Raw genomic sequence first — 23,939 nt, 5'->3', positions numbered from 1 at the left:
GTTGAGAGTTACCGGTTTTGATATGGGTGTCGAATGCTTATACAAAACACGAGGTAACTCTCATGCTTCATACTAACAATCCCATCATCAAACACAAAGCCGGCCTGCTCAATCTCGCCGAAGAACTCGGTAACGTATCAAAAGCCCGTAAAATCATGGGGGTGTCACGCGACACGTTTTATCGCTATCAGGAACTGGCGGCAGAAGGCGGCATTGACGCTCTGGTTAACCAAAACCGCCGGGTTCCCAACCTGAAAAACCGTGCTGATGAAGCCACTGAACGTGCGGTTGTTGATTACGCCATTGAGTTCCCGGCTCATGGCCAGCACCGGACCAGTAATGAGCTGCGTAAAAAAGGCGTCTTCATTTCTGGCAGCGGTGTGCGCTCCATCTGGCAACGACACGATCTGGAAAACTTTCGTAAGCGCCTGAAGGTACTTGAGGAAAAAGTTGCCAGAGAAGGCATCGTACTTACTGATGCTCAAATCGCTGCACTGGAGAAGAAGGCGCACGACGACGAAGCCTGTGGTGAAATAGAGACTGCTCACCCGGGTTATCTGGGGTCGCAGGACACCTTCTACGTGGGTAATCTGAAAGGTGTTGGCCGTATCTACCAGCAGACGTTCGTGGATACGTACTCGAAAGTGGCGCACTGCAAGCTTTACACGAGTAAAGCACCGATCTCTGCCGCCGACCTGCTCAATGATCGCGTGCTGCCGTTCTACGAAGCTCAGGGGCTGCCAATGCTAAGAATACTGACGGACAGGGGGACGGAGTACTGCGGTAAAGTGGAACAACATGACTATCAGCTGTACTTGGCTATCAACGATATAGACCATACGAAAACGAAAGCGATGTCTCCGCAGACAAACGGTATCTGCGAGCGCTTCCATAAAACTATTTTGCAGGATTTTTATCAGGTTGCGTTCCGTAAGACGTTATACGAGGACCTAGAAAGTCTACAAAAGGATCTGGACAACTGGTTGTGGCATTACAATAATGAGCGAACTCATCAGGGTAAAATGTGCTGCGGGCGTACGCCAATGGCCACGTTACTTGATGGTAAACGAGTCTGGGCAGAAAAAAATCTGAACCAGATTTAATCTGACAGACACCTGTATAAATAACCGGTAACTGTCAGATCAGGTCTGAGCTAATACAGCTTATGTCGGCTCCCGGCGATTAAAAGATTTTCTCTTGCAGCACCCATACTGCCGCTTCCACACGCGATTTCAGCTTCATTTTTTTCAGCAGATGCTTAACGTGCACCTTTACTGTACTTTCCGTGATGGAAAACTTGCGTGCAATCACCTTATTGGCAAGCCCTTGTGCCAGCAGTTTCAGAATATCGCGCTCACGGGGCGTCAACTGCTGAATGCTGCGATCGCTTCCCTGCCGGTTTTCCCGCAAGCTGGCGGCGAGGATCGGCATCAGGGTTTCGCTAAGCACCATCTTACCCGATGCCGCCGGATGCAATGACGCCAACAAATCTTCGGGTTCCATGTCTTTAAGCAGGTAGCCATCCGCCCCGTTTTTCAAGGCGCTCACCACGTCATCTTCATGATCGGAAACGCTAAAGACCACAACGCGGCCAGACAGCGCCTTTTCTCGCAAACGCACCAGCGTCTCCAATCCGTTCATGCCGGGCATGTTCAGATCCAGCAAAATCAGGTCTGGATCTAACTCCGCGGCCAATATCACGCCCTGTTCCCCGTCGCTGGCTTCGCCCACCACGCGCAAACCGGGGACCATGCTGAGCAACTGTTTTACGCCATTACGCAACATCGGATGGTCGTCAATCAATAAAAGGGTCGCGCTATCGTCGTTTGGCACTTCATTCGTCATTGTCTTCTCCTGTTAATTCCGGGCGGTAACGGTTTTCTGCGTCAAAAGTCACTTTCACCTGCGTTCCCCCCTGATGGCGCGCAATGGTGCACTCTCCGTGCAGGCTGTGCGCGCGGTCTCGCATGATAATCAAACCGTAATGATTGGCGCGCTGGCTATCCTGAACGATGCCGTTATCACGTACGGTCAATTCGATACGTTTTTCGCGCCGCACCAGCGTAATGTCCACCTCGCTCGCCTGCGCATGTTTGTAGATATTGCTGAGCGCCTCACGCACGATTTGCAGGACATGAATTCCCTGATGGGCCGATACCGCTTGTGGTGGTGATCTTGACCCACCATCTCCGGACAGCTTTTGTATCTTAAGTTAACGATGCCCGCTGGCGCCGATATTCTCTTGGGGAGTTGTATCCCAGCGCACTGTGCGGATGGTTTTCATTGTAATGATTGAACGCCGCTGCAAGATTCTTCAGCGCTGTTCGCACATCGGGTTTTGGCATGAAGGCGATGTAATCTTCCTTCATCGTCTTCACGAACCGTTCTGCCATGCCGTTACTCTGTGGACTGCTCACTGCTGTTGTGCAGGGCTCCAGATTCAGTTCTCTGGCGAACTTCCGCGTTTCATGCGCTGTGTACGCTGAACCATTATCCGTCAGCCATTGCACTGGTTTATCCGGCAGCGCGCTACCGAAGCGTTTTTCCACCGACCTCAGCATCACATCCTGCACGGTTGAACTGTCATAACCCCTGGTGCTCGCTGCCCAGTCTATGGCCTCCCGGTCGCAGCAGTCCAGTGCGAACGTCACCCGCAGCTTCTCGCCGTTGTCACAACCGAACTCGAAGCCATCTGAGCACCAGCGCATATCGCTCTCTGCTACCGCGATTTTGCCTTTATGCTCCCGCTTCGGACGTTCAGTTTTATCATGCAACAACAGCAGGTTATGCTCGCTCATTATCCTGTAAAGCCGTTTGGCGTTCACCGGTGGAAGTCCCTCTGCACGACGTTGCTTACGCAGGATACCCCACACTCGGCGGTAACCGTAACTGGGCATGTCGCTGATGATACGGAGGATGTCCGATAATATCTCAGCATCAGTTTCGTCATTACGCCGGTTGCTGCGCCTGTCCAGCCAGTCGGCAGAACGGTTAACCCGCAGTGACAGCTGCGCACGCGACACGCTCATGGCGCGGCTGACCAGAGCTATTCCCCGTCCTTTGGCAACAAGGGCGCGTGCGCTATCCATTTTCGCGACTGGCGGTACTCCACTGCTTCTTTGAGGATCTCAACTTCCATCGTCTTCTTACCCAGAAGGCGCTGTAGCTCCCGGACCTGCTTGAGGGCAGTCGCCAGCGCCGAAGCTGGAACCACTTTTTCTCCGGCCGCAACGGCGGTGAGGCTTCCTTCCTGGTATTGCTTCTTCCACTTAAACAAAAGGCTGGGCTGGATGCCATGCAGGCGGGCTACATGGGAGACGTTCATCCCCGGCTCCATTGTCTGCTGAATGATGGCGATTTTCTCTTGCGGAGTTTTACGCTTACGGACTTCTTGCCCTAACAGGATCCCGGTCATTTCAAAATTAGCATGATTGTTAGACATATATCTAAGCCTATCTCTTATCTGGAGATACAGCTACTGTCTGGTGTTACAGGGGGCTACATCATACCGCTTGTGGTGGCAACTGATAATGCAACCGCAAGGGAAATCCCAACCGTTTTTCATATTCTTCGACGGTGGCGCGCAGTGCGGCCAACAGGCCGGATTCGTTGAGTTGAAGTCGAAATGTGGTCAACAGCTCACGCAGTTGACGGTAGGCGGTGTTCAGTTCTTCACGCATTTCGGTCAACTGACTGCGTACCTCATCCGACAGATTTCCGCCTTGCATCTGGATACAACTGACATGAATTTTCAGACAAGAGAGCGATTGGGCCAGTGAATCATGCAATTCACGCGCAATTGCCGCACGTTCTTCCATCAGTATCAGTTGCTGCTGGTGTTCAGATTGTCATTCCAGCGCCAATGTACTGGTGAGCTGTCCCAGCAGGGTATTCAGCAACTGCTGTTGATCTGGGCTCAGTTCGCATTCACTGGCTCGTGTAGCCAGCACCATACCGTATTGATGGTGTTGATCGTGCAGTGTCCAAAATACCGGCTCACCACGTGCAGTAGTCGCGTTGCTGTATAAACCACAGCTCTGGCAACTGGCGTCAGGGCAGCTCGCCGCGTCGTAAGGCGTTTCGTGACTAAACTGATGAAACTGCTCTTGGTTATTACTCTCATACAGCCGCAATTGGATATTGTTCAGCGGAGTGAGCGCAGGCAATTCGTTGAGAATAGGCATCACCCGACTGCAAAGCGGCGCGTTGGTATGCAAACGACGGCTGGCGCGATACAGAAAGGAAAGGGTATCGTTTTTCTGACGCAGTCGGGTGGTCTGTTCCGCGACGAGTTGTTCCAACTGGTGGTAGATGGCGGAAAGTTCATCCGACATGCTGTTCAACGCTTGCGCCAGCGTGCTCATTTCATCTTTGCCTGAGAGACTGACTCGTTCGCTGAAATCACCGTGGCCGATGGCTTGCGCCATGGCGACCAGCTTACGCAGCGGTGTCAGCAAACGGTGACGTAGATAGAGAATAGTTGCCAGCAGCACCATGCCCATCAGCGCGATAAACAGGCGCTGGATTTTGGTGACCAGCGCAATGCGTTCTTCGGTACTGTGGTCGATGGCGGACACCAGGGCATCCAACTGCGCCACAAAGGCGGCAACATCGCTGGCTGCTTCATCCGGGCGAGACGCCTGTTGCAACTGGGGACGCAACTGGGTTTGCCAGAAGGTCCGCAGTTGAGAAAATGGTTCGCTCAACCCTTCGCGCCGCACCGCCTGCTGTAAATCGCTGTTAGCCTCATCACGTTCGAGGTCATCCAGGTAAATGTGGCTGCTATTGGACAACGGCACCATGGAGAGCAGGCGATAGCTTTGCATTCGCAAGGAGCCCGCGTTATTGATGGCGTGCGCATTTCCTTGGATGTTCTGCGACATCCAACTGGATATGCCCATACCCGCAATGCCGAGCAGTCCGAGTAACAACATCAACATCGCTACCTGGTGTGTCAGCGACAGCGGCAGTAAAAGACGTTTAACCATGGGAACTCCACGTCGCCATCCTTCGCTCATAGCGTTGTTCAACGAATGTCCTGTTTTGCGCGAGTGCTTTGCCGCTGAATCCGGCGACAACGCAAAAGGTATCTGATAGGTCTGCATTCTTCACCATCCTTCGCTATAACCCTACACCCCTTAATAAGTACCCACAAATATCCGTATCGGGTCATGGCTGGGAGTAGTTGAGGGTGAAGTCGCGTTAACGGGCTGAATTCGCGGTTTTTATTTTTTAACGTAGGGTTACTCACAAGGTGGTGGATGGCGTGGAAGCGGCATTTTTTACCTGACAGGGCGTTGATTCATATCAATTTTATTTACACTGGCATCCCTCATGTTGCGCCCTGAATACCCTGTTATTTCCTCAGGGTTATATACCGAGTTTTACTCACTGAGGTTTTTTTATGACGCAGCCTACAACAAATGATCCTACGAGCAAGCCGCTTAACGCGACCATTGGCGAGTGGTATCCGGAAGATGCCAATTTCTGGCAGCAACACGGTCAGCGCATCGCCACTCGCAACCTGTGGATTTCCATCCCGTGCTTATTGCTCTCTTTCTGTGTCTGGATGCTGTTTAGCACCGTGGCCGTTAACCTGAATAAAGTGGGGTTTCACTTCTCGACGGACCGGCTGTTTTTACTAACCGCGCTGCCCTCGGTGTCCGGCGCGCTGCTGCGCGTCCCGTACTCCTTTGTCATCCCCCTCTTTGGTGGGCGACGTTGGACCACCCTGAATACCCTGATTTTGGTGATCCCGTGCTTGTGGCTGGGGTTTGTGGTGCAGGATACGCAAACGCCATATCACACCTTTGTCATCATCTCATTGTTGTGCGGTTTTGCCGGGGCGAATTTCGCGTCCAGCATGGCGAACATCAGTTTCTTTTTCCCTAAAGCCAGACAGGGGGAGCGTTAGGACTGAATGGCGGATTGGGCAATCTGGGTGTCAGTGTGATGCAGATTCTGGTTCCGCTGGTCATTTTCTTGCCATTGCTTGGCTCGACTGGCGATGTAGCACAGGCGGATGGCAGCACGGTGTGGCTGTATCGCGCTGCCTGGATTTGGGTGCCTTTCCTGCTGGTGGCATCGCTGGCAGCCTGGTTTGGCATGAACGATCTGAGTACCACCAAAGCCTCCATCAGTCAGCAACTGCCGGTGCTCAAACGCTTGCACTTGTGGGTGCTCAGCTTTCTTTACCTCTCCACGTTTGGTTCGTTTATCGGTTTTTCCGCGGGATTTGCCATGCTCGCTAAAACCCAATTTCCCGATATCGTTATCCTGCACTACGCGTTTTTTGGTCCTCTACTTGGCGCATTGGCGCGACCGTTGGGCGGTATGCTGTCCGACCGTTTTGGTGGCGTACGTGTCACGCTGATCAACTTTATCCTGATGGCGCTATTCTCGGTATTGCTCTATCTGTCGCTGGCTACGGATGGTCATGCGGGCAGCTTCGCCGTGTTCTTTGGGTTGTTTATGCTGCTGTTCCTCACCGCCAGGTTGGGCAGTGGCTCAACCTTCCAGATGATTGCCGTGATTTTCCGTCGTTTGACCGCAGAACGCGTTAAAGCGCGTGGTGGCAGCGATGACGATGCGCTGCGTGAAGCTGCGACGGACTCTGCTGCCGCGCTTGGCTTTATCTCTGCGATTGGCGCTATCGGCGGGTTCTTTATCCCCAAAGCGTTCGGTACGTCACTCGAGTTGACCGGTTCACCGGCAGGGGCAATAAAAGTGTTTATCCTGTGTTATGGGGTGTGCGTGTTGGTCACCTGGCTGTTCTATGGGCGTAAAACACCGCGATAGCCGCTAACCTGATGGTGAGTTCCCCGTCACCGCCGTCATTCCCACCCACTTCCGTCATTCCCGCGAAAGCGGGAATGTCTTACAGAAGAAACACGTTCATTCTCATAGAGATCCCCGGCTTTCACTGAGGATGACGAAGAGTAAAGATACGGGTTCAGCAACCTCGCGCGGCGTATCATTGCGCCGCGTTTTGCTTTCTATCGGCCTCTCGCCACGCTACCTACCTCCAAATAGTCACGAGCTGAAATCATTATTATCCCTTTGGGTATAAAGGTCATTAATATCTATATTTTTCATATGGATATTGGTTTTGATTTTCATAATCCCTTGGTGGTATTTCGTTCGCTCTCACCGTTTGACACCCCGGAGGAGCTTGATCGGTATCAATTTTGAACCCGTCTCAGGTCGTTACCCTAGCGCCAATTGGAGCAATGTGCCGTAGGCAACACACCGTATCGGCTACGCGCATTCATAACGACAGAAGCCAGCAGGCTTCGCAGCAGGAGAGTCCGGATGAGCAAATTTCTTGACCGGTTACGTTACTTTAAACAATTGGCCGAGCCCTTTGCAGATGGGCACGGTCAGACGCTCAATACCAACCGGGATTGGGAAGACGGTTACCGCAGCCGTTGGCAGCACGATAAAGTGGTGCGCTCAACACACGGCGTCAACTGCACCGGATCGTGCAGTTGGAAAATCTATGTGAAAAATGGTCTGGTCACCTGAGAAACGCAGCAGACCGACTATCCTCGCACCCGCCCAGACCTGCCAAATCATGAACCGCGCGGCTGTCCGCGTGGTGCCAGTTACTCCTGGTATCTCTACAGCGCCAATCGCCTGAAATACCCGATGATGCGTAAGCGTCTTCTCAAACTATGGCGGGAAGCAAAACTGGCGTACTCCGATCCGGTCGATGCCTGGGCTTCTATCGTGACCGACCCGGAAAAAACCGCTTATTACAAGAAAATCCGTGGTCGCGGTGGCTTTGTGCGTTCTGACTGGAACGAGGTCAACGAACTGATCGCGGCTTCCAACGTATACACCGCCAAAACCTTTGGACCCGACCGCATTATCGGCTTCTCGCCAATCCCGGCGATGTCGATGGTGTCTTATGCGGCGGGGGCGCGCTACCTCTCGCTGCTCGGCGGTGTCTGCCTGAGCTTCTACGACTGGTATTGTGATTTGCCGCCGGCGTCGCCACAAACCTGGGGCGAGCAGACCGACGTGCCGGAATCAGCCGACTGGCACAACTCGTCATACATCATCGCCTGGGGTTCCAACGTGCCGCAAACGCGTACCCCGGATGCGCACTTTTTTGCCGAAGTGCGTTACAAGGGCACCAAAACCGTGGCCGTCACGCTGGATTATGCGGAAATCGCCAAACTGTGTGACCAATGGCTGAATCCGAAACAGGGTACCGACAGCGCCATGGCGTTGGCGATGGGTCATGTGATCCTCAAAGAGTTTCATCTGGATAACCCGAGCCGTTATTTCACCGACTACGTGCGCCGCTATACCGACATGCCGATGCTGGTGTTGCTGGAATCGCGTGAAGCGGGCTACTACGCGGCAGGTCGCATGCTGCGCGCGTCCGATTTGCTGGACAATCTCGGTCAGGAGAATCACCCGCAGTGGAAAACGGTGGCGATTGATGAACAGACTGGCAATCTGACTGCGCCGCAAGGCTCCATTGGCTACCGTTGGGGCGATCAGGGCAAATGGAACCTGGAGCAGCATGACGGCGTCAGTGGCGAAAAAGTACAACTGCGCCTGAGTCTGCTGGGTGCGCATGATGAAGTGGCGGACGTTGGCTTTCCGTACTTTGGTGGGCTACCGAGTGAGCACTTCAGCAGCGTTGCCCTTGACGAGGTATTACGCCATAAACTGCCGGTAAAACGCCTGAAGCTGGCCGATGGCAGCGAAGCGTTGGTAGCGAGCGTTTACGACCTGACGCTGGCTAATTACGGGCTGGATCGCGGACTGAACGATGACAACTGCGCTCTTGACTACGATGAGGTAAAAGCATATAGCCCCGCATGGGCCGAGCAGATCACCGGCGTCTCACGCCATAACATCGTGCGTATCGCCCGCGAATTTGCGGATAACGCCGACAAAACCCACGGGCGCTCAATGATTATCGTCGGTGCCGGTATCAACCACTGGTACCACATGGACATGAACTACCGTGGCCTGATCAACATGCTGGTGTTTTGCGGTTGCGTCGGCCAAAGCGGTGGCTGTTGGGCGCACTATGTCGGTCAGGAAAAACTGCGTCCACAAACCGGTTGGACGCCGCTGGCGTTCGGTCTTGACTGGCAGCGTCCGCCGCGCCACATGAACAGCACCTCCTTTTTCTACAACCACTCCAGCCAGTGGCGCTACGAAACGGTAGCTCCGCAGGAATTCCTGTCGCCGCTGGCGGATAAATCCCGTTTTACCGGCAGCATGATCGATTTTAACGTGCGTGCCGAACGCATGGGCTGGCTGCCCTCAGCGCCCCAGTTGAACGTGAATCCGCTCAGTATCGCTGCCCGCGCGCAGCAAGCGGGGATGACGCCGCAAGAGTATGCCGTGCAGGCGCTGAAAGCGGGCACTATCGCGTTTGCCGCTGAACAGCCGGACAATCCGCAAAACTTCCCGCGTAACCTGTTTATCTGGCGTTCTAACCTGTTGGGTTCGTCCGGTAAAGGGCACGAATACATGCTCAAATACCTGCTCGGCACTGAACACGGCCTGCAAGGCCAGAATCTCGGTAAGCAGGGCGGCGTTATGCCGGAAGAGGTGGAGTGGCAAGCGCAGGGGGGGAAGGCAAGCTGGATCTGGTGGTGACACTGGATTTCCGCATGTCCAGCACCTGTCTCTATTCCGATATCGTATTGCCGACGGCCACCTGGTACGAAAAAGACGACATAAATACCTCGTATATGCATCCGTTTATTCATCCGCTGTCAGCGGCTGTCGATCCTGCCTGGGATGCCAAGAGTGATTGGGAAATCTACAAAGGCATTGCCAAAACCTTCTCGCGCGTGTGCCAGGGGCACCTTGGCGTGGAAACCGATCTGGTGACGCTGCCGATTCAGCATGATTCTGCGGCTGAACTGGCGCAGCCGTTCGGCGTGGATGACTGGAAAAAAGGCTAGTGCGATCTGATTCCCGGCAAAACCGCACCTGATGGTGGTCGAACGCGATTACCCGAATCTCTATGAACGCTACACCTCGGTGGGACCGTTGCTGGACAAACTGGGCAACGGCGGTAAAGGCATTGGTTGGAACACTCAAACTGAAGTCGATTTCCTGAAAAAACTCAACTACACCAAGGCTGAAGGCGCAGCGGTTGGGCGGCCAAAAATTGACACTGCCATCGACGCGGCAGAAATGATCCTGACGCTGGCGCCGGAAACTAACGGTCAGGTGGCGGTAAAAGCCTGGGAGGCGTTGAGTAAATTTACTGGCCGCGACCATACGCATCTGGCGTTGAATAAAGAAGATGAAAAAATCCGCTTCCGCGATATTCAGGCCCAGCCGCGCAAAATTATCTCCAGCCCGACTTGGTCAGGTTTGGAAGATGAACATATCTCCTACAATGCCTGCTACACCAACGTGCATGAGCTGATTCCGTGGCGCACGCTGTCAGGCCGTCAGCAGCTGTATCAGGATCATGAATAGATGCGCGCCTTTGGTGAAAGCCTGCTGGTGTACCGCCCACCAGTGGATACCTGTGCGGTGGCACCGGTGATTAATCAGAAACCAAACGGCAACCCGGAGAAGTCACTCAATTTCCTGACGCCGCACCAGAAGTGGGGTATTCACGCCACCTACAGCGACAACCTGCTGATGCTGACGTTGGGGCGCGGTGGACCGGTTATCTGGCTGAGTGAGGATGATGCACAGGATCTGGGCATCGTTGACAACGACTGGGTAGAGGCGTTCAACACCAACGGTGCACTGACGGCGCGTGCGGTGGTGAGCCAGCGCGTACCGGCAGGCATGACCATGATGTACCACGCGCAGGAGCGCATCGTGAACCTGCCCGGATCAGAGATCACCGCCCAGCGCGGCGGTATTCATAACTCGGTGACGCGTATTACGCCGAAACCCACGCACATGATCGGTGGTTATGCGCAGTTAGCCTACGGCTTTAACTACTACGGCACAGTTGGGTGTAACCGCGACGAATTCGTGGTGGTACGCAAAATGAAACGTATCGATTGGCTGGATGATGAAGGCCAGGATTACGAACAGCCCGCAGCCCGTTCACTGACCGCGCAGGAGAAAGCCTGATGAAAATTCGTTCCCAAGTGGGCATGGTGCTGAATCTGGACAAATGCATCGGCTGCCATACCTGCTCCGTCACCTGCAAAAATGTCTGGACCAGCCGTGAAGGCATGGAATACGCCTGGTTCAACAACGTCGAAACCAAACCGGGTGTAGGCTATCCCCGCGCCTGGGAAGATCAGGACAAATGGAAAGGCGGTTGGATCCGTAAAATCAGCGGCAAACTGGAACCGCGTATGGGCAATCGCGTCAGCGTGCTGTCCAAGATTTTCGCCAACCCGGATGTGCCGCAAATCGATGACTATTATGAGCCGTTTGACTACGACTACAAAACCTGCGTAAAGCGCCGGAGGGGAAACATCAGCCGATAGCGCGTCCGCGCTCGCTGATTACCGGTCAGCGCATGAAGAAAATCGAAATGGGTCCGAACTGGGAAGATGATCTTGGCGGTGAGTTCAGTGGGCGTGCCAAAGACAAAAACTTTGAGCATATGCAAAAGGAGATGTACGGCCAGTTCGAAAACACCTTCATGATGTATTTGCCGCGCCTGTGTGAACACTGTCTGAACCCCGCCTGTGTCGCGACCTGCCCAAGCGGTGCGATTTACAAACGGGGTGAAGACGGCATTGTGCTGATCGATCAGGATAAATGTCGCGGTTGGCGCATGTGCCTGACCGGCTGTCCGTACAAAAAAATCTACTTTAACTGGAAGAGCGGAGAATCCGAGAAATGAATCTTCTGTTACCCGCGTATCGAAAGTGGGCAACCGACACTCTGCTCTGAAACCTGTGTTGGTCGCATCCGTTATCTCGGCGTGCTGCTGTATGACGTTGATCGCATTGTTGAAGCGGCTGCCACGGAGAGCGAGCAGGATCTCTACCAGCGTCAGCTTGAGGTATTCCTCGACCCGAACGATCCGAATGTGATTGCTCAGGCGCTGAAAGACGGCGTGCCGCGCGGGGTTATCGAAGCGGCACAGCAATCGCCGGTCTACAAAATGGCGATGGAGTGGAAATTGGCGCTGCCGCTGCACCCGGAGTATCGCACGCTGCCCATGGTGTGGTATGTGCCGCCGTTGTCACCTATCCAATCTGCCGCTGATGCGGGCGCACTGGCACACAGCGGTGTGCTGCCGGACGTGGAAAGTCTGCGCATTCCGGTGCAGTACTTGGCAAATCTGCTGACGGCAGGTGATACCACACCGGTACTGCTGGCGCTGAAACGTATGCTCGCGATGCGCCACTTTAAGCGTGCAGAAACCGTAGAAGGGGTGATCGATACCCGTGCGCTAGAGCAAGTGGGGTTGACCGAAGCCCAGGCTCAGGAAATGTACCGCTATCTGGCGATTGCCAACTATGAAGATCGCTTTGTGGTGCCGTCCAGCCACCGTGAGCTGGCGCGTGACGCCTTTCCTGAGAGCAAAGGATGCGGTTTCAGCTTCGGCGATAGTTGTCACGGCAGCGACAGCAAATTCAACCTGTTTAACAGCAAACGCATTGATGCCATTGATGTCACCAGCAAAACACGTGACATGAACAGCAAAGTGATGCAGGAGGATTGATGATGATGACGTTACGCATTATCGCCCGTCTGCTCGATGATCCCGATGGGGAACTGTGGGCGCATCATCAGGAACTGATTGAGGCGCTGGCACAAGACGACACGCTGTCACTGCCACTGCGTGAGCAATTGGCACAGTTTATCCGACAACAGTGTGCGCAGGATCTGCTGGATAAACAGGCTGAATATTGCGCACTGTTTGACCGGGGCCGGGCGACATCGCTGCTGTTGTTCGAACATGTGCACGGTGAATCGCGCGATCGCGGTCAGGCGATGGTGGACCTGATGCAGCATTATCATGCAGCCGGTCTGGAGCTTGACTGCCGCGAACTGCCGGATTTTCTGCCGCTCTACCTGGAATATCTCTCGCGGTTGGGAGCAGCAGAAAGTCGTGCAGGGCTGCTGGATATCGCGCCCATTCTGGCGTTGCTCGGTGCGCGTTTACAGCAGCGCGACAGCGACTATACCCATATCGTTATACACATCTTTTGGCCATTTTTTGAACAGGATGCTCAGAACCCCGTGAATTAAGGCATTCAAGCCATCCCATTGGCTTTTTGAGGTTCAAAATGCCACTCTGAGATAAACCCGTAACTCATTGATTAAACAGTGCGTTAGAAAGATGTGTATAACGATATGGACTATACCCTGTTGTTTGACGTGTTGCTGGCGCTTTCTGGTAGCGCATTAAAAAGTGACAATGTCACGTATAAAGAGGCGGACGAAGCCCGTGATGACACGCCGCAGGCGTTGGATGCGGTATGGGAAGAAGAGCAGGTGAAGTTCTTTGCGGATAAAGGGTGCGACAGTGCGCAGCAGACCGCGCACCAGCGTCGCTTTGCGGGCGCGGTAGTACCCCAGTATCTGGATCTTGACGCATAACCTGCCGGAGGAAAAAACCATGCACTACGTTGATATGCTGTTGTTTGATATTTACCCTTATCTGGCAGGTACAGTGTTCCTGGTGGGAAGCTGGCTGCGCTATGACTACGGGCAGTATTCGTGGCGTGCCGGTTCCAGCCAGATTCTCGACAAATCTATGGTCACCCCCATTTTTGCAACACTGATTTTTGACTAATGGTGGGCTTGCTTCAATCTATCCGGCGTCTCTGTGGGCGAGATGCCCGCGCCTCGATGAGTTCCGCGCCTGGTGAACCTGAAAAGGCCCTCGGCTTCAGTGAGCCATTTTTGTCGTCAGGTTTTTCAGCAGGCCGATATGCCGTTCATGTCATCAATAATCAGTCTTCGCAAAACCAGATAGGTAACTGCTGTTTAATTACTTAATAATCAGTCTGTTGATTTAGTTCTACATAACATCAGGCCTGATATTCATTGTGATTAGTTGTGATTGACCAGGCTATTCGCGCCAGTTTGTTTGCCAGAGCACAGGCGACAATATTTGGGTAATGACTCCAATTAGTAGAACATGTGTTTTTCGATGAAGGCTCCGATGACTTTTTCGTGGATCTCGACGGAGCGCGAGAAGCAAATCGTTTTACGCGCCAGTCGTTTAATGCGGGTACGGAGCGTCAGGTTATTGCGCTCTATGCGTTGCGTGAAGATCTTGCCAGTCAGATGTTTCTGCTTCGGAACCTCTCTTGCATAGCTGCCCCAGTTGTCACTGGTAATCATGCCGATGTTGAACGGTGTCAACAGAGCCAGCAATTCACGGCAGGTCTCATCGGTTCGGGGGCCAAAAGTGTAGGCCAGAACACCGCCCGTTTTGGTATTGTAAGCGTACCAAAGCCAGTGCTGTAGCGCCTGACTGCCAACGAAGCTCCATTGCTCATCAAGTTCACAGATAAGGGCGACGTCGGCGTGAGCAACGGGAGAAGACGTTATCCTGCGGGGCGAGAGCTTTTTAAAGCCCGGATGACCGTATTGATGCCGATTTTCAACGTTCTGGCGGTATTGCGAACACCGGCACCGTTGAAGGCCATATCAACGATCTGCTCTTTGACTCCCGGCTTTCGCGCTTTATAGCGGTAGGTAAGCTGGAATACACGGCGACAGCACTGACACCGGGAGCGTTCGCGCTTAGTTGGACTAAGGCCATGTCGATAAACTTTATCTGAATGGCAGCGAGGGCAATGAACAAAAACAGTAACCACGTGGAAACCTCAAATAGCGGCAGAATATCACAAAAGCCAACTATTTGAAGGCATTACCAACGTGTTTAGCGGCAGCTTCTTGCGTGAGACGCTGACCGGTTTACGCGGTTGGGTCAACAGTGCTGAACGCTTGGCACAGGCAGTGGCACAGGTTGAACAGGCCAGCGAGCTCGATCTGTTGGGGGACTCACCGTATTACCGACTTGTGTTCGATCTTATCCCCCACCACACACCGCACCGCCGCGTGGTTATCTCCACCGACAGCAGCGCTGCGTTGACCGCCGCCGTTACGGTGAGCACGGTGAATGCGTTATTGCGCGGTGATATTGCCCCTGGCGTGCATTTCGCGGATGACGTCCTGATGGCGACACAAACTTTTAACGACGTTGTCCTTCTGCATCCGGGCACGCAGATTCGCCAATACCTGCCTGATGAACGCCTCGAAGAGAGAAAGCTATGACCAGCAAAATGAAGGCCGTCGTGTGCGGCACCGCATTTGGCCGTTTTTATCTTCGCGCATTGGCGATACACCCGGACATAGAACTGGTCGGGATCCTGTCGCGCGGCTCTGAAGCTTCGGCACGCTGTGCGTGTGAGCTGGGTATCGCGCATTATCACGCGGTGGATGCGCTTCCGGATACGGTAACGCTGGCCTGCGTGGTGGTGCGCGCAGGGGTGTCCGGCGGTAGCGGTGCGGAGATCGCGTGTGCGCTGCTGCGCCGTGGAATCCACGTTTTGCAGGAACATCCACTGCATCCTGATGAACTGGCACACTGCTTTCGTACTGCGCATCAGTATGGTGTGCGCTATGACGTTAATGCGTTTTATCCCCATGTGCGTGCAGTGACGCGTTTCTTGCAGGCCGCGGCGTTGCTGCGCAAGCAACAACCGATCGCTTATCTGGAGGGGGGATGTGGCGCACAAGTACTGTATCCCTGGCTGGATATGGCGGCGCGGGCGCTGGGGCGCTTGCAACCTTGTCGACTGGCGCTGGCGCAGCCTGCTCAGAGCGGCCCCTACACCACAATTCAGGGAGATATCGGCGGTGTCCCGATCACGCTGCGCGTACAAAACCAGATCCATCCAGGGGATGCCGATAATCATGCGTTTTTGCTGCATCGGATGACGCTAGCTACAGAGAGCGGCGTTCTGACGTTGGCGGATACGCACGGTCCAGCCCTGTGGCAGCCGCGCTTGCACACTCACCGCGATGCCACGCACCGTCTGGTGTTGGACGGACCGGGCACAGAACGCTTGGTGGCGCTGAGCAGTAGCACCTTGCCGGGCAGTGAGCCTGACACCTTTCGCGTGGTGTTCGATACCCAATGGCCACAGGCGATCAATCGGGCGCTGGATGCCTTCATCACCAGTATCGGAAATCCAGCGTTGGCTCAGAGCCAATCCGCCTGGACATTGAGCGTCACGCGCAGTTGGCACCAGATTTCAACCCTGCTTGGTCCCCCCGCGCTGATTGAACCCGCTACGCCACCTGAGGTGGCGCTGTGCCAGCAACTGTGCCAACAGGAGGCCGAATGACACGTCATTTCTTGCGTTTTTCTCCCCCCGTCGGCGTCGCAACCGCTGCTGGTTTGCCTGCCCTATGCCGGGGGGGCCAGCGCATTTCGCGCCTGGGCAACGCTGTTTGATACGCAGATCGCCGTGGCTGCCGTGCAATATCCAGGACGAGAAGATCGTTTTACTGAAGCGACTATCGATGACATGTCACGCTTGCTGGCCACGCTGATGACTGAGTTGCAACGCGATATTGCGACGCGACCCTATGCATTGCTGGGGCACAGCATGGGCGGTGCGATTGCGCATGAGCTGGCGGTCCAGTTGGAAGCGCAGGGCATGCCGCCGCGGCATCTGTTTGTCTCTGGTCGGCAACCGCCCCGTTATCACCCGCGCGACAGCGTGGTTCATCGCAGCAGTGACAGCGATATTCTGGCTGAACTGCGTCGTTTGAATCCGCGCAACAACGCGCTGGTGGAGTCGCCGGAATTGGCGGCGCTGCTGGTGCCTATTATCCGCAGTGACTATCGCTTGATCGAAAATTATCGACCTCATAACACGCCTGTGATTGGCTGCCCGATTGATGTACTTGCCGTACGGGACTATCCCGATCTTCCCGCCGATCAAGCCTGCGCCTGGGCCGATTACACCTCAGCATCGTGTCAGGTGCATATTTTCCCCGGTGACCATTTCTTTATCAATCAGCAACGCGATGCGGTGGTTGACACCGTGCAGCAGGCGTTTCTCTCCTCGCTCCCCCCGTGTACAAAAGGATAAACGATGGACGATTTCTACTCACTCGTAGCGGAATATTATGACCTGGTGGCCAGAGCAGGCGATACCATGTTGCGGGAACGCCTTGCGGCCACCACGTTAAATGGTGAACCGATCCTGGATCTCGGGGCGGGAACCGGGCGCACGGTCGCAGCCATTGCCGATAGCGTGCCACAGTGTGACATTTTGGCAGTGGAACCGGCACCTGCCATGCGCGCCGTGTTGATGCACCGTGTTATCAACGATCCGCAGTTGCGTCAGCGCGTGACCGTGGTCGCTGAACCCCTGGATCAACTGCACCTGCCGGAAAAACTGGGCGCAGTGGTGGCCTATGGCGTATTGGGGCACCTGTGCCGGGAAAAGCGTCAGCAGCTGTGGCAGCTACTGTTACCGCGCCTGTCGGCTGGCGCACCGATTTTTGTTGAATTACTGCCTCTGGAAAAACCGATCGTGCTGCCCGCCTTTCCGCTCGCTTGAGAAACGGTAGGTAAACGGCATTACACCGCATCATTGCAAGGCGAACCGGGGCCAGACGATACTATGCTGCTGACGTCCTGCTGGACGGTTCGCGGCGGGCCATGCCCGGCGCAGGTGATTAGTAATCAGAGCGTCTGGCACACATTTAGTCTGGCGGAACTTGCGCAGGAAGCGGGGTTGCGCTCAGAACGTCTCACTGTAGTGGCACACTGATACTGGCCACCTGATCGGAGGTGATATGCTCACCTCATCAACACGACAGGTGACCTCATGGGTAAACATTTTACGGCGGAATTTAAGCTCGAAGCCGCAAAGCTGGTTGTCGACCACGGCTACACATACGTTAAGGCCGCAGAGGCGGTTAATGTCAGCCATTCTGCCATTAGTCGCTGGGTCAATAAGCTTCGCCTTGAACGACAGGGAAAAACGCCAACGGGACTTCCTCTTACCCCTGAACAGCTCGAGCTGCGTGAGATGAAGAAAAAAGTCCAATGCCTTGAAATGGAGAACGAAATCCTAAAAAAGGCTACGGCGCTCTTAATGTCGGACTCACTCAACGGTTCACGGTAGTCGACAGGCTGAGGGCGCGATACCCGGTCACGGCGTTGTGCCAAACTTTTGAGGTACATCGCAGCAGCTACAGGCACTGGCAGGCTTCCGCTAATGAACCCGACGGTGAGCGCGTGGTTAAGTGTAGCCGCGTCATGGAAGCCTGGAACGCCAGCGGCGGCTCTGCCGGCGCTCGAAGTATCGCGACCATCGTCACCGGCAGCTCCGGTGTCAAAATGGGGCGCTGGCTGGCTGGCAAGCTGATGAAGGAGCTGGGTATCGCCAGCTGCCAGCGACCGGCTCACAAATACAAACGCGGCGGCAATGAACACGTTGAAATACCGAACTATCTCAACCGCCAGTTCGCGGTTACCGCGCCGGATCAGGTCTGGTGCGGCGATGTGACCTACATCTGGACGGGCAAATGCTGGGCTTACCTTGCGGTGGTGCTAGATCTGTTCGCCCGCAAACCGGTGGGCTGGGCCATGTCGACGTCGCCGGACTCGGCGCTGACAGTTAAAGCGTTGCAGATGGCCTGGGAACTCCGGGGACAACCAACAGGAGTCATGTTCCACAGCGACCAGGGCAGCCACTATACCAGCCGTCAATACCGGCAAGCCCTGTGGCGCTGCCGGATAAAGCAGAGTATGAGTCGGCGGGGTAACTGCTGGGATAATGCGCCAATGGAGCGGTTCTTCCGCAGCCTGAAGACAGAATGGGTGCCGACAAAGGGTTACAACAGCTTCAGCGAAGCCCAGGACGCGATTATCCGCTACATCACGGGGTATTACAGCGCTATCCGGCCTCACTGGTATAACGGCGGCTTAACTCCAAACGAATCTGAGCGACTGTTCTACATACAGTCTAATGCGGTGGCCAATATTAGTTGACCACTACACTTTCGCAGCAATTGCCCGTTTTGGTATCACACTCACCGCATTGGTGCCGTCGTTAAGCCAATGCTGGCTGGAAGCACTAGACAGTGAGCTTCCTGATTTACGGTCGCTGCGTCTGATTCAGGTGGGCGGTGCTAAACTGGATTCCATTCGGGCTGGCGCGATGCTGAATCGTTTCGGATGCCAATTACAACAAGTGTTTGGTATGGCGGAAGGGCTGATCACCGCGACCAGGCTGGACGATACGCCACACACCATCCTTACCACGCAGGGACGGCCGTTGTGTGAGGATTATGATATTCGCATTGCGGACCCCGCTGGGGTTGCCGTTTCCCCCGGTAACGCGGGTGAGCTATGGGTGCGCGGACCCTATACGATTCGAGGGTATTTTCGCGTTGGTCTCTCAGGTGGGCAGTCGTTCACGTCTGAGGGGTTTTACCGTAGCGGCGATCGTGTCCGACGTTTACCGGATGGCAATCTTTGCGTCGAAGGGCGCATCAAAGAAACTATCAACCGCCATGGTGAGTCCGTGGGGGCGGGGGACATAGAGGATGCGTTGCGCATGCATCCTGATGTGCGTGACGTGGCCGTTGTGGCCGGCTTGGATGAAACGGTGCATGCGGTGGTAGTCGCCAAACGTTCACTGCTGTTGGCGGATTTGTGTGCTTTTTTGGAACAACAGGGCGTGACCACATCTCGATGGCCCGACGCACTGAGCGTGGTAAAAGCATTGCCGCTTACCCCAATGGGAAAAATCAATAAACAGGCACTAACGGCGCGCATTCTCGGTCGTGTAAGGGAACAGGTAAAGGAAATGTAATGAACGCATCCCACCTCTTTAAGCGCGGAGCAGAATGATGGTTGAAAGAGTGAAGTCGGCAGGTGTGGAGCCTCGCAGATTTCCGGCATCATGGTGCCCAATACGGGATGCATAAAGCTCCCTCAGACTGGAGACTCCACAGCATGAAATATACACCGGTTGGCGTTGATATCGCAAAGCATCTGATTCAGGTTCACTTCGTCAATGAGCACACAGGTGAAGTGGTGGACAAGCAGCTGCGCAGCAAGGATTTTCTGACGTTCTTCAGTAACCGGGAGCCTTGCCTGATTGGCATGGAGGCCTGTGGAGGCTCTCAGCACTGGGCCCGGGAACTGGAAAAGCTGGGGCATAAAGTCCGGCTGATGCAGGGACGGTTCGTCAAGGCGTTCGTCATGGGCAACAAGAATGATGTCATGGATGCCCGCGCTATCTGGATGGCGGTACAGCAGCCAGGCAAGGCGATAGCCGTAAAAACGGAAGAACAGCAATCGGTACTGGTTCTGCACCGTTCACGCAGACAACTGGTGAAGTTCAGAACTGCACAGATTAACGCGCTGCACGGAACATTACTGGAGTTTGGCGAAACCATCCATAAAGGTCGGGCAGCGATGGACAGGGAGCTACCGGCTGCACTGGAGCGGCTGAAAACGAAGCTGCCGCCGTATCTCATCACCGTGCTGGAAGACCAGTACAACAGACTGAATGAGCTGGACATGCTGATAGATGGCCTTGAAAAACAGCTTAACAGCGTGGCCCGGCAGAACGAAACCTGTAAACGGCTGATGGAAATTCCCGGCGTGGGGCCGTTAATCGCCACAGCGGCAGTTGCCACCATGGGGGAAGCCTCAGCGTTTAAATCCGGCAGACAGTTCGCTGCTTATGTCGGTCTGGTGCCGAAGCAGACGGGTTCCGGGGGGAAAGTTCGGCTGCTGGGGATAAGCAAACGTGGTGACACCTATCTGCGAACGCTGTTTATCCATGGGGCAAGAGCCGCTTCGTTAGTTGCTAAAGAGCCTGGGCCATGGATAACGGAACTTAAAAAACGGCGTCCGACCGGTGTGGCTATCGTGGCGATGGCAAATAAGCTGGCGCGAACTGTGTGGGCGCTAGCCGCCCATGAGCGTAAGTACGATAAAAATCATGTCAGTATCAGGCCCTATTAATCGCTGATACCGATAACTATTTACTCTTAAAAAGGGTGAATGCAAAAAGGTTGCTCTGGTGGCCAGCGTGATGACAAAGACAGGTAAGACCGGGACTCGCTAAACCTGAATGATTTTTTGAGCTTAAAGCTCGCTAAGGAAATGAGGCGTGAGTCAGCGGATTACATAGGGGCTCGCAGCTTTATGGCTGCAAAAAAGCCGGATATAAAGCTGCAACCTACCCGTCAATGTCAAAATAATGGATGCCTTGCAAACGGGATGCGTTCATATAAACAACCATGATGGGATATCACAGTAGACGGCATCTGATTTTGTCTGAGGCTCAAACACTGCCAGTCATCGCAGAACTGCTCAACCAACTGAAAGGGGAAGACCATTATGTCTACGAGCGTCAATCCTGCTGGTATCTCGCGTTAGGGCAACGAGCATCGTTAACCGTTGATGCCGCTGGCAAGCAGGCGACTACCATTACCGATAACGGCATCAATACCACACGCGTCAAGGGATCGCCTGCGGAGTATGCCCGTCGCTTTCAAGCGGCACATGGCGGTGAAAATCTGCGCATCTATGGCGAAGCGGGGTTTCACTATGCGCTTTGTGTTCAGGAACAAGCATACAAACCGGGGCGCTGGCCGGTGTTGAACCTGATTGTCCCGCGTGAGGAGCTGATTTTTTGCGATAACGGCGTCACCGTGTTAGCGGAGGATGCACTGCGTTGTCGGCAGTTGTCTGATTGGATATTGAGCGCCGTTGCCGTGGTGAAACGTAGAGGAGGGGATGCCCGGCTGGCGCACGTTGCCGAACTCGCCTGCGATCAGGGCGATTACTGCCAGCGTGTATGCCAGGCGATTGAAGAAATTAACGATGCTCACTACAGCAAGGTGATCCTGGCGCGAGCCATGCCTCTGAAACAATCGGTGGATATGGCAGCAACGCTGCTGCGTGGACGCCAGGCCAGTACGCCGGTACGCACGTTTTTATTGCGGCAGGGAGAGCGGGAAGCCGTCGGTTTTTGTCATGAGTTGGTGATGTCCGTCGAGCAGGACAAGGTGAGTACCGACACGCTGGCGGGCACCTGCGTAAAGTATCAGGATGCCGCGCCGCCAAACGCATTGCTGAACCATTCCTTAAGCGATGACAAAGAGATTGTTGAGCACGTCATGTCAGTCAGAGCGGCGGTAGAGGAAATGCAAGGGCTGTGCCAGCCGGAGAGTGTAGTTATCAATGATTTAATGTCGGTACGTCAGCGCGGCAACGTTCAACACCTCGGATCGCGCGTTAGCGGTGAATTGGGCTTCGGGAAGGATGCATGGGACGCTTTTGATGCCCTGTTTCCCGCGATAACCGCCACGGGCGTGCCGAAACGTGCCGCGCTGTCGGCAATTGCCCGACTTGAATCATCCCCACGTGAACTCTACTCCGGTGCCATACTCTGGTTAGACGGCAAAGCGCATTTTGAAGCGGCACTGGTGCTGCGCTCTGCGTTTCAGGATAGCCATCAGCGTTGGTTACAGGCTGGGGCCGGGGTGATTGCCCAGTCATCACCTATACGTGAATTTACTGAAACTCAGGAAAAGTTGGACAGTATTGAGCCTTATCTGGTCTTCCAGCAAAAAACGCGGTAAGGATGCAACATCGAGGGACTGAAGGAAGGGTTACATGTCATCAGTACAACACCTCTCATCGCTAAAACAATTAAGCGATTTGGCACGTCATTGGGACTATGAATGTGAAATGGTCGCGGCAGAAAAAAGCCCGACCCATTAGGTGTATTAGTCGCGACTTGATCTGACACTGGACCTTGAAAGGTTGAGAGTTACCGGTTTTGATATGGGTGTCGAATCCTTATACAAAACACGAGGTAACTCTCATGCTTCATACTAACAATCCCATCATCAAACACAAAGCCGGCCTGCTCAATCTCGCCGAAGAACTCGGTAACGTATCAAAAGCCTGTAAAATCATGGGTGTGTCACGCGACACGTTTTATCGCTATCAGGAACTGGCGGCAGAAGGCGGCATTGACGCTCTGGTTAACCAAAACCGCCGGGTTCCCAACCTGAAAAACCGTGCTGATGAAGCCACTGAACGTGCGGTTGTTGATTACGCCATTGAGTTCCCGGCTCATGGCCAGCACCGGACCAGTAATGAGCTGCGTAAAAAAGGCGTCTTCATTTCTGGCAGCGGTGTGCGCTCCATCTGGCAACGACACGATCTGGAAAACTTTCGTAAGCGCCTGAAGGCACTTGAGGAAAAAGTTGCCAGAGAAGGCATTGTACTTACTGATGCTCAAATCGCTGCACTGGAGAAGAAGGCGCACGACGACGAAGCCTGTGGTGAAATAGAGACTGCTCACCCGGGTTATCTGGGGTCGCAGGACACCTTCTACGTGGGTAATCTGAAAGGTGTTGGCCGTATCTACCAGCAGACGTTCGTGGATACGTACTCGAAAGTGGCGCACTGCAAGCTTTACACGAGTAAAGCACCGATCTCTGCCGCCGACCTGCTCAATGATCGCGTGCTGCCGTTCTACGAAGCTCAGGGGCTGCCAATGCTAAGAATACTGACGGACAGGGGGACGGAGTACTGCGGTAAAGTGGAACAACATGACTATCAGCTGTACTTGGCTATCAACGATATAGACCATACGAAAACGAAAGCGATGTCTCCGCAGACAAACGGTATCTGCGAGCGCTTCCATAAAACTATTTTGCAGGATTTTTATCAGGTTGCGTTCCGTAAGACGTTATACGAGGACCTAGAAAGTCTACAAAAGGATCTGGACAACTGGTTGTGGCATTACAATAATGAGCGAACTCATCAGGGTAAAATGTGCTGCGGGCGTACGCCAATGGCCACGTTACTTGATGGTAAACGAGTCTGGGCAGAAAAAAATCTGAACCAGATTTAATCTGACAGACACCTGTATAAATAACCGGTAACTGTCAGATCAGGTCTGAGCTAATATACCTTATGCGTATTCGCATGCGATCGATCATCGATT

At 54.2% G+C, this 23,939-nt stretch carries 17 protein-coding genes and 5 pseudogenes; 16 read left to right on the top strand and 6 right to left on the bottom strand.

Features of this window, described 5'->3' with window-relative positions:
• The first annotated feature begins 62 nt into the window (after window positions 1-62).
• Window positions 63-1,103 carry an IS481 family transposase gene (locus tag ACWWJF_RS23875; protein ID WP_455870748.1) on the top strand — a complete coding sequence of 347 codons (1,041 nt, stop codon included), beginning with the start codon at window positions 63-65 and terminating at the stop codon, window positions 1,101-1,103.
• 79 nt (window positions 1,104-1,182) lie between these two features.
• On the opposite strand, the gene narL is transcribed toward ACWWJF_RS23875, so the two are convergent.
• The 5 genes from narL to ACWWJF_RS23850 form a co-directional block, all read right to left on the bottom strand.
• On the bottom strand, window positions 1,183-1,845 hold the full coding sequence (narL, locus tag ACWWJF_RS23870; protein WP_455870747.1) for a two-component system response regulator NarL: 663 nt from the start codon (window positions 1,843-1,845) through the stop codon (window positions 1,183-1,185).
• Window positions 1,835-2,131 (bottom strand): ATP-binding protein, encoded by a 297-nt coding sequence (locus ACWWJF_RS23865; protein ID WP_455871240.1) that lies wholly within the window; start codon window positions 2,129-2,131, stop codon window positions 1,835-1,837. The genes narL and ACWWJF_RS23865 overlap by 11 nt, the downstream gene beginning before the upstream one ends.
• Window positions 2,132-2,207: 76 nt before the next feature.
• Window positions 2,208-3,415 (bottom strand): IS3 family transposase gene (locus tag ACWWJF_RS23860; protein ID WP_455871239.1). Its coding sequence is split into 2 segments (ribosomal slippage): window positions 2,208-3,094 and window positions 3,094-3,415, totalling 1,209 coding nucleotides; the frame shifts between segments, so codons are not numbered across the junction.
• A gap of 88 nt (window positions 3,416-3,503) precedes the next feature.
• Window positions 3,504-3,818: a histidine kinase gene (locus ACWWJF_RS23855; RefSeq protein WP_455870746.1), complete on the bottom strand. Its 315-nt coding sequence runs from the start codon at window positions 3,816-3,818 to the stop codon at window positions 3,504-3,506.
• A gap of 30 nt (window positions 3,819-3,848) precedes the next feature.
• Window positions 3,849-5,105, bottom strand: coding sequence for a HAMP domain-containing protein (locus ACWWJF_RS23850; protein WP_455870745.1), 1,257 nt, complete (start codon window positions 5,103-5,105; stop codon window positions 3,849-3,851).
• A 299-nt stretch (window positions 5,106-5,404) separates the two neighbouring features.
• On the opposite strand from ACWWJF_RS23850, the pseudogene ACWWJF_RS23845 reads away from it, so the two are divergent.
• The 6 genes and pseudogenes from ACWWJF_RS23845 to ACWWJF_RS23820 form a co-directional block, all read left to right on the top strand.
• Window positions 5,405-6,798 (top strand): annotated as a pseudogene (locus tag ACWWJF_RS23845) (NarK family nitrate/nitrite MFS transporter).
• 513 nt (window positions 6,799-7,311) lie between these two features.
• Window positions 7,312-11,079: pseudogene (locus ACWWJF_RS23840) on the top strand (nitrate reductase subunit alpha).
• A pseudogene (gene narH / locus ACWWJF_RS23835) lies at window positions 11,079-12,634 on the top strand (nitrate reductase subunit beta). Before ACWWJF_RS23840 ends, narH begins: the two co-directional pseudogenes overlap by 1 nt.
• Window positions 12,635-12,636: 2 nt before the next feature.
• Window positions 12,637-13,098, top strand: a pseudogene (gene narJ / locus ACWWJF_RS23830) (nitrate reductase molybdenum cofactor assembly chaperone); the annotation flags it as partial.
• 171 nt (window positions 13,099-13,269) lie between these two features.
• Window positions 13,270-13,515 carry a hypothetical protein gene (locus ACWWJF_RS23825; protein WP_455870744.1) on the top strand — a complete coding sequence of 82 codons (246 nt, stop codon included), beginning with the start codon at window positions 13,270-13,272 and terminating at the stop codon, window positions 13,513-13,515.
• Window positions 13,516-13,534: 19 nt separating this feature from the next.
• A pseudogene (locus ACWWJF_RS23820) lies at window positions 13,535-13,669 on the top strand (respiratory nitrate reductase subunit gamma); the annotation flags it as partial.
• Window positions 13,670-14,049: 380 nt separating this feature from the next.
• Here the strand turns inward: ACWWJF_RS23820 and ACWWJF_RS23815 are convergent.
• A protein-coding gene (locus ACWWJF_RS23815) for an IS1 family transposase (protein WP_455870743.1) occupies window positions 14,050-14,744 on the bottom strand; the annotation gives its coding sequence in 2 pieces (ribosomal slippage) (window positions 14,050-14,501 and window positions 14,501-14,744; 696 coding nt in all).
• Window positions 14,745-14,805: 61 nt separating this feature from the next.
• Here ACWWJF_RS23815 and ACWWJF_RS23810 point away from each other — a divergent pair.
• The 9 genes from ACWWJF_RS23810 to ACWWJF_RS23770 all read left to right on the top strand — a co-directional run bounded on the left by ACWWJF_RS23810 (window position 14,806) and on the right by ACWWJF_RS23770 (window position 23,846).
• Complete coding sequence (locus ACWWJF_RS23810) at window positions 14,806-15,204, top strand: hypothetical protein (RefSeq protein ID WP_455870742.1); 399 nt, start codon at window positions 14,806-14,808, stop codon at window positions 15,202-15,204.
• Window positions 15,201-16,280, top strand: a complete 1,080-nt coding sequence (locus ACWWJF_RS23805) for a Gfo/Idh/MocA family oxidoreductase (RefSeq protein WP_455870741.1) — start codon at window positions 15,201-15,203, stop codon at window positions 16,278-16,280. Before ACWWJF_RS23810 ends, ACWWJF_RS23805 begins: the two co-directional genes overlap by 4 nt.
• Window positions 16,281-16,286: 6 nt before the next feature.
• Window positions 16,287-17,033 carry a thioesterase II family protein gene (locus tag ACWWJF_RS23800; RefSeq protein ID WP_455871238.1) on the top strand — a complete coding sequence of 249 codons (747 nt, stop codon included), beginning with the start codon at window positions 16,287-16,289 and terminating at the stop codon, window positions 17,031-17,033.
• A 3-nt stretch (window positions 17,034-17,036) separates the two neighbouring features.
• Window positions 17,037-17,507, top strand: coding sequence for a class I SAM-dependent methyltransferase (locus ACWWJF_RS23795; protein ID WP_455870740.1), 471 nt, complete (start codon window positions 17,037-17,039; stop codon window positions 17,505-17,507).
• 270 nt (window positions 17,508-17,777) lie between these two features.
• Window positions 17,778-18,946, top strand: a protein-coding gene (locus ACWWJF_RS23790) for an IS3 family transposase (protein WP_455868400.1) whose coding sequence is annotated in 2 segments (ribosomal slippage) — window positions 17,778-18,033 and window positions 18,033-18,946 — 1,170 coding nt in all. Because the reading frame shifts where the segments join, the coding sequence is not laid out codon by codon here.
• Window positions 18,924-19,772: an AMP-binding protein gene (locus ACWWJF_RS23785; protein WP_455870739.1), complete on the top strand. Its 849-nt coding sequence runs from the start codon at window positions 18,924-18,926 to the stop codon at window positions 19,770-19,772. Before ACWWJF_RS23790 ends, ACWWJF_RS23785 begins: the two co-directional genes overlap by 23 nt.
• 143 nt (window positions 19,773-19,915) lie before the next feature.
• On the top strand, window positions 19,916-20,935 hold the full coding sequence (locus ACWWJF_RS23780) for an IS110 family RNA-guided transposase (protein ID WP_455869238.1): 1,020 nt from the start codon (window positions 19,916-19,918) through the stop codon (window positions 20,933-20,935).
• Window positions 20,936-21,216: 281 nt separating this feature from the next.
• Window positions 21,217-22,560 carry a salicylate synthase gene (locus tag ACWWJF_RS23775; RefSeq protein WP_455871237.1) on the top strand — a complete coding sequence of 448 codons (1,344 nt, stop codon included), beginning with the start codon at window positions 21,217-21,219 and terminating at the stop codon, window positions 22,558-22,560.
• Between the two features lie 245 nt (window positions 22,561-22,805).
• Window positions 22,806-23,846 carry an IS481 family transposase gene (locus tag ACWWJF_RS23770; RefSeq protein ID WP_455868660.1) on the top strand — a complete coding sequence of 347 codons (1,041 nt, stop codon included), beginning with the start codon at window positions 22,806-22,808 and terminating at the stop codon, window positions 23,844-23,846.
• Window positions 23,847-23,939: the final 93 nt, after the last annotated feature.

The sequence above is a fragment of the Symbiopectobacterium sp. Eva_TO genome (assembly GCF_053848865.1).
This window is presented reverse-complemented; position numbering and strand designations above follow the sequence as displayed.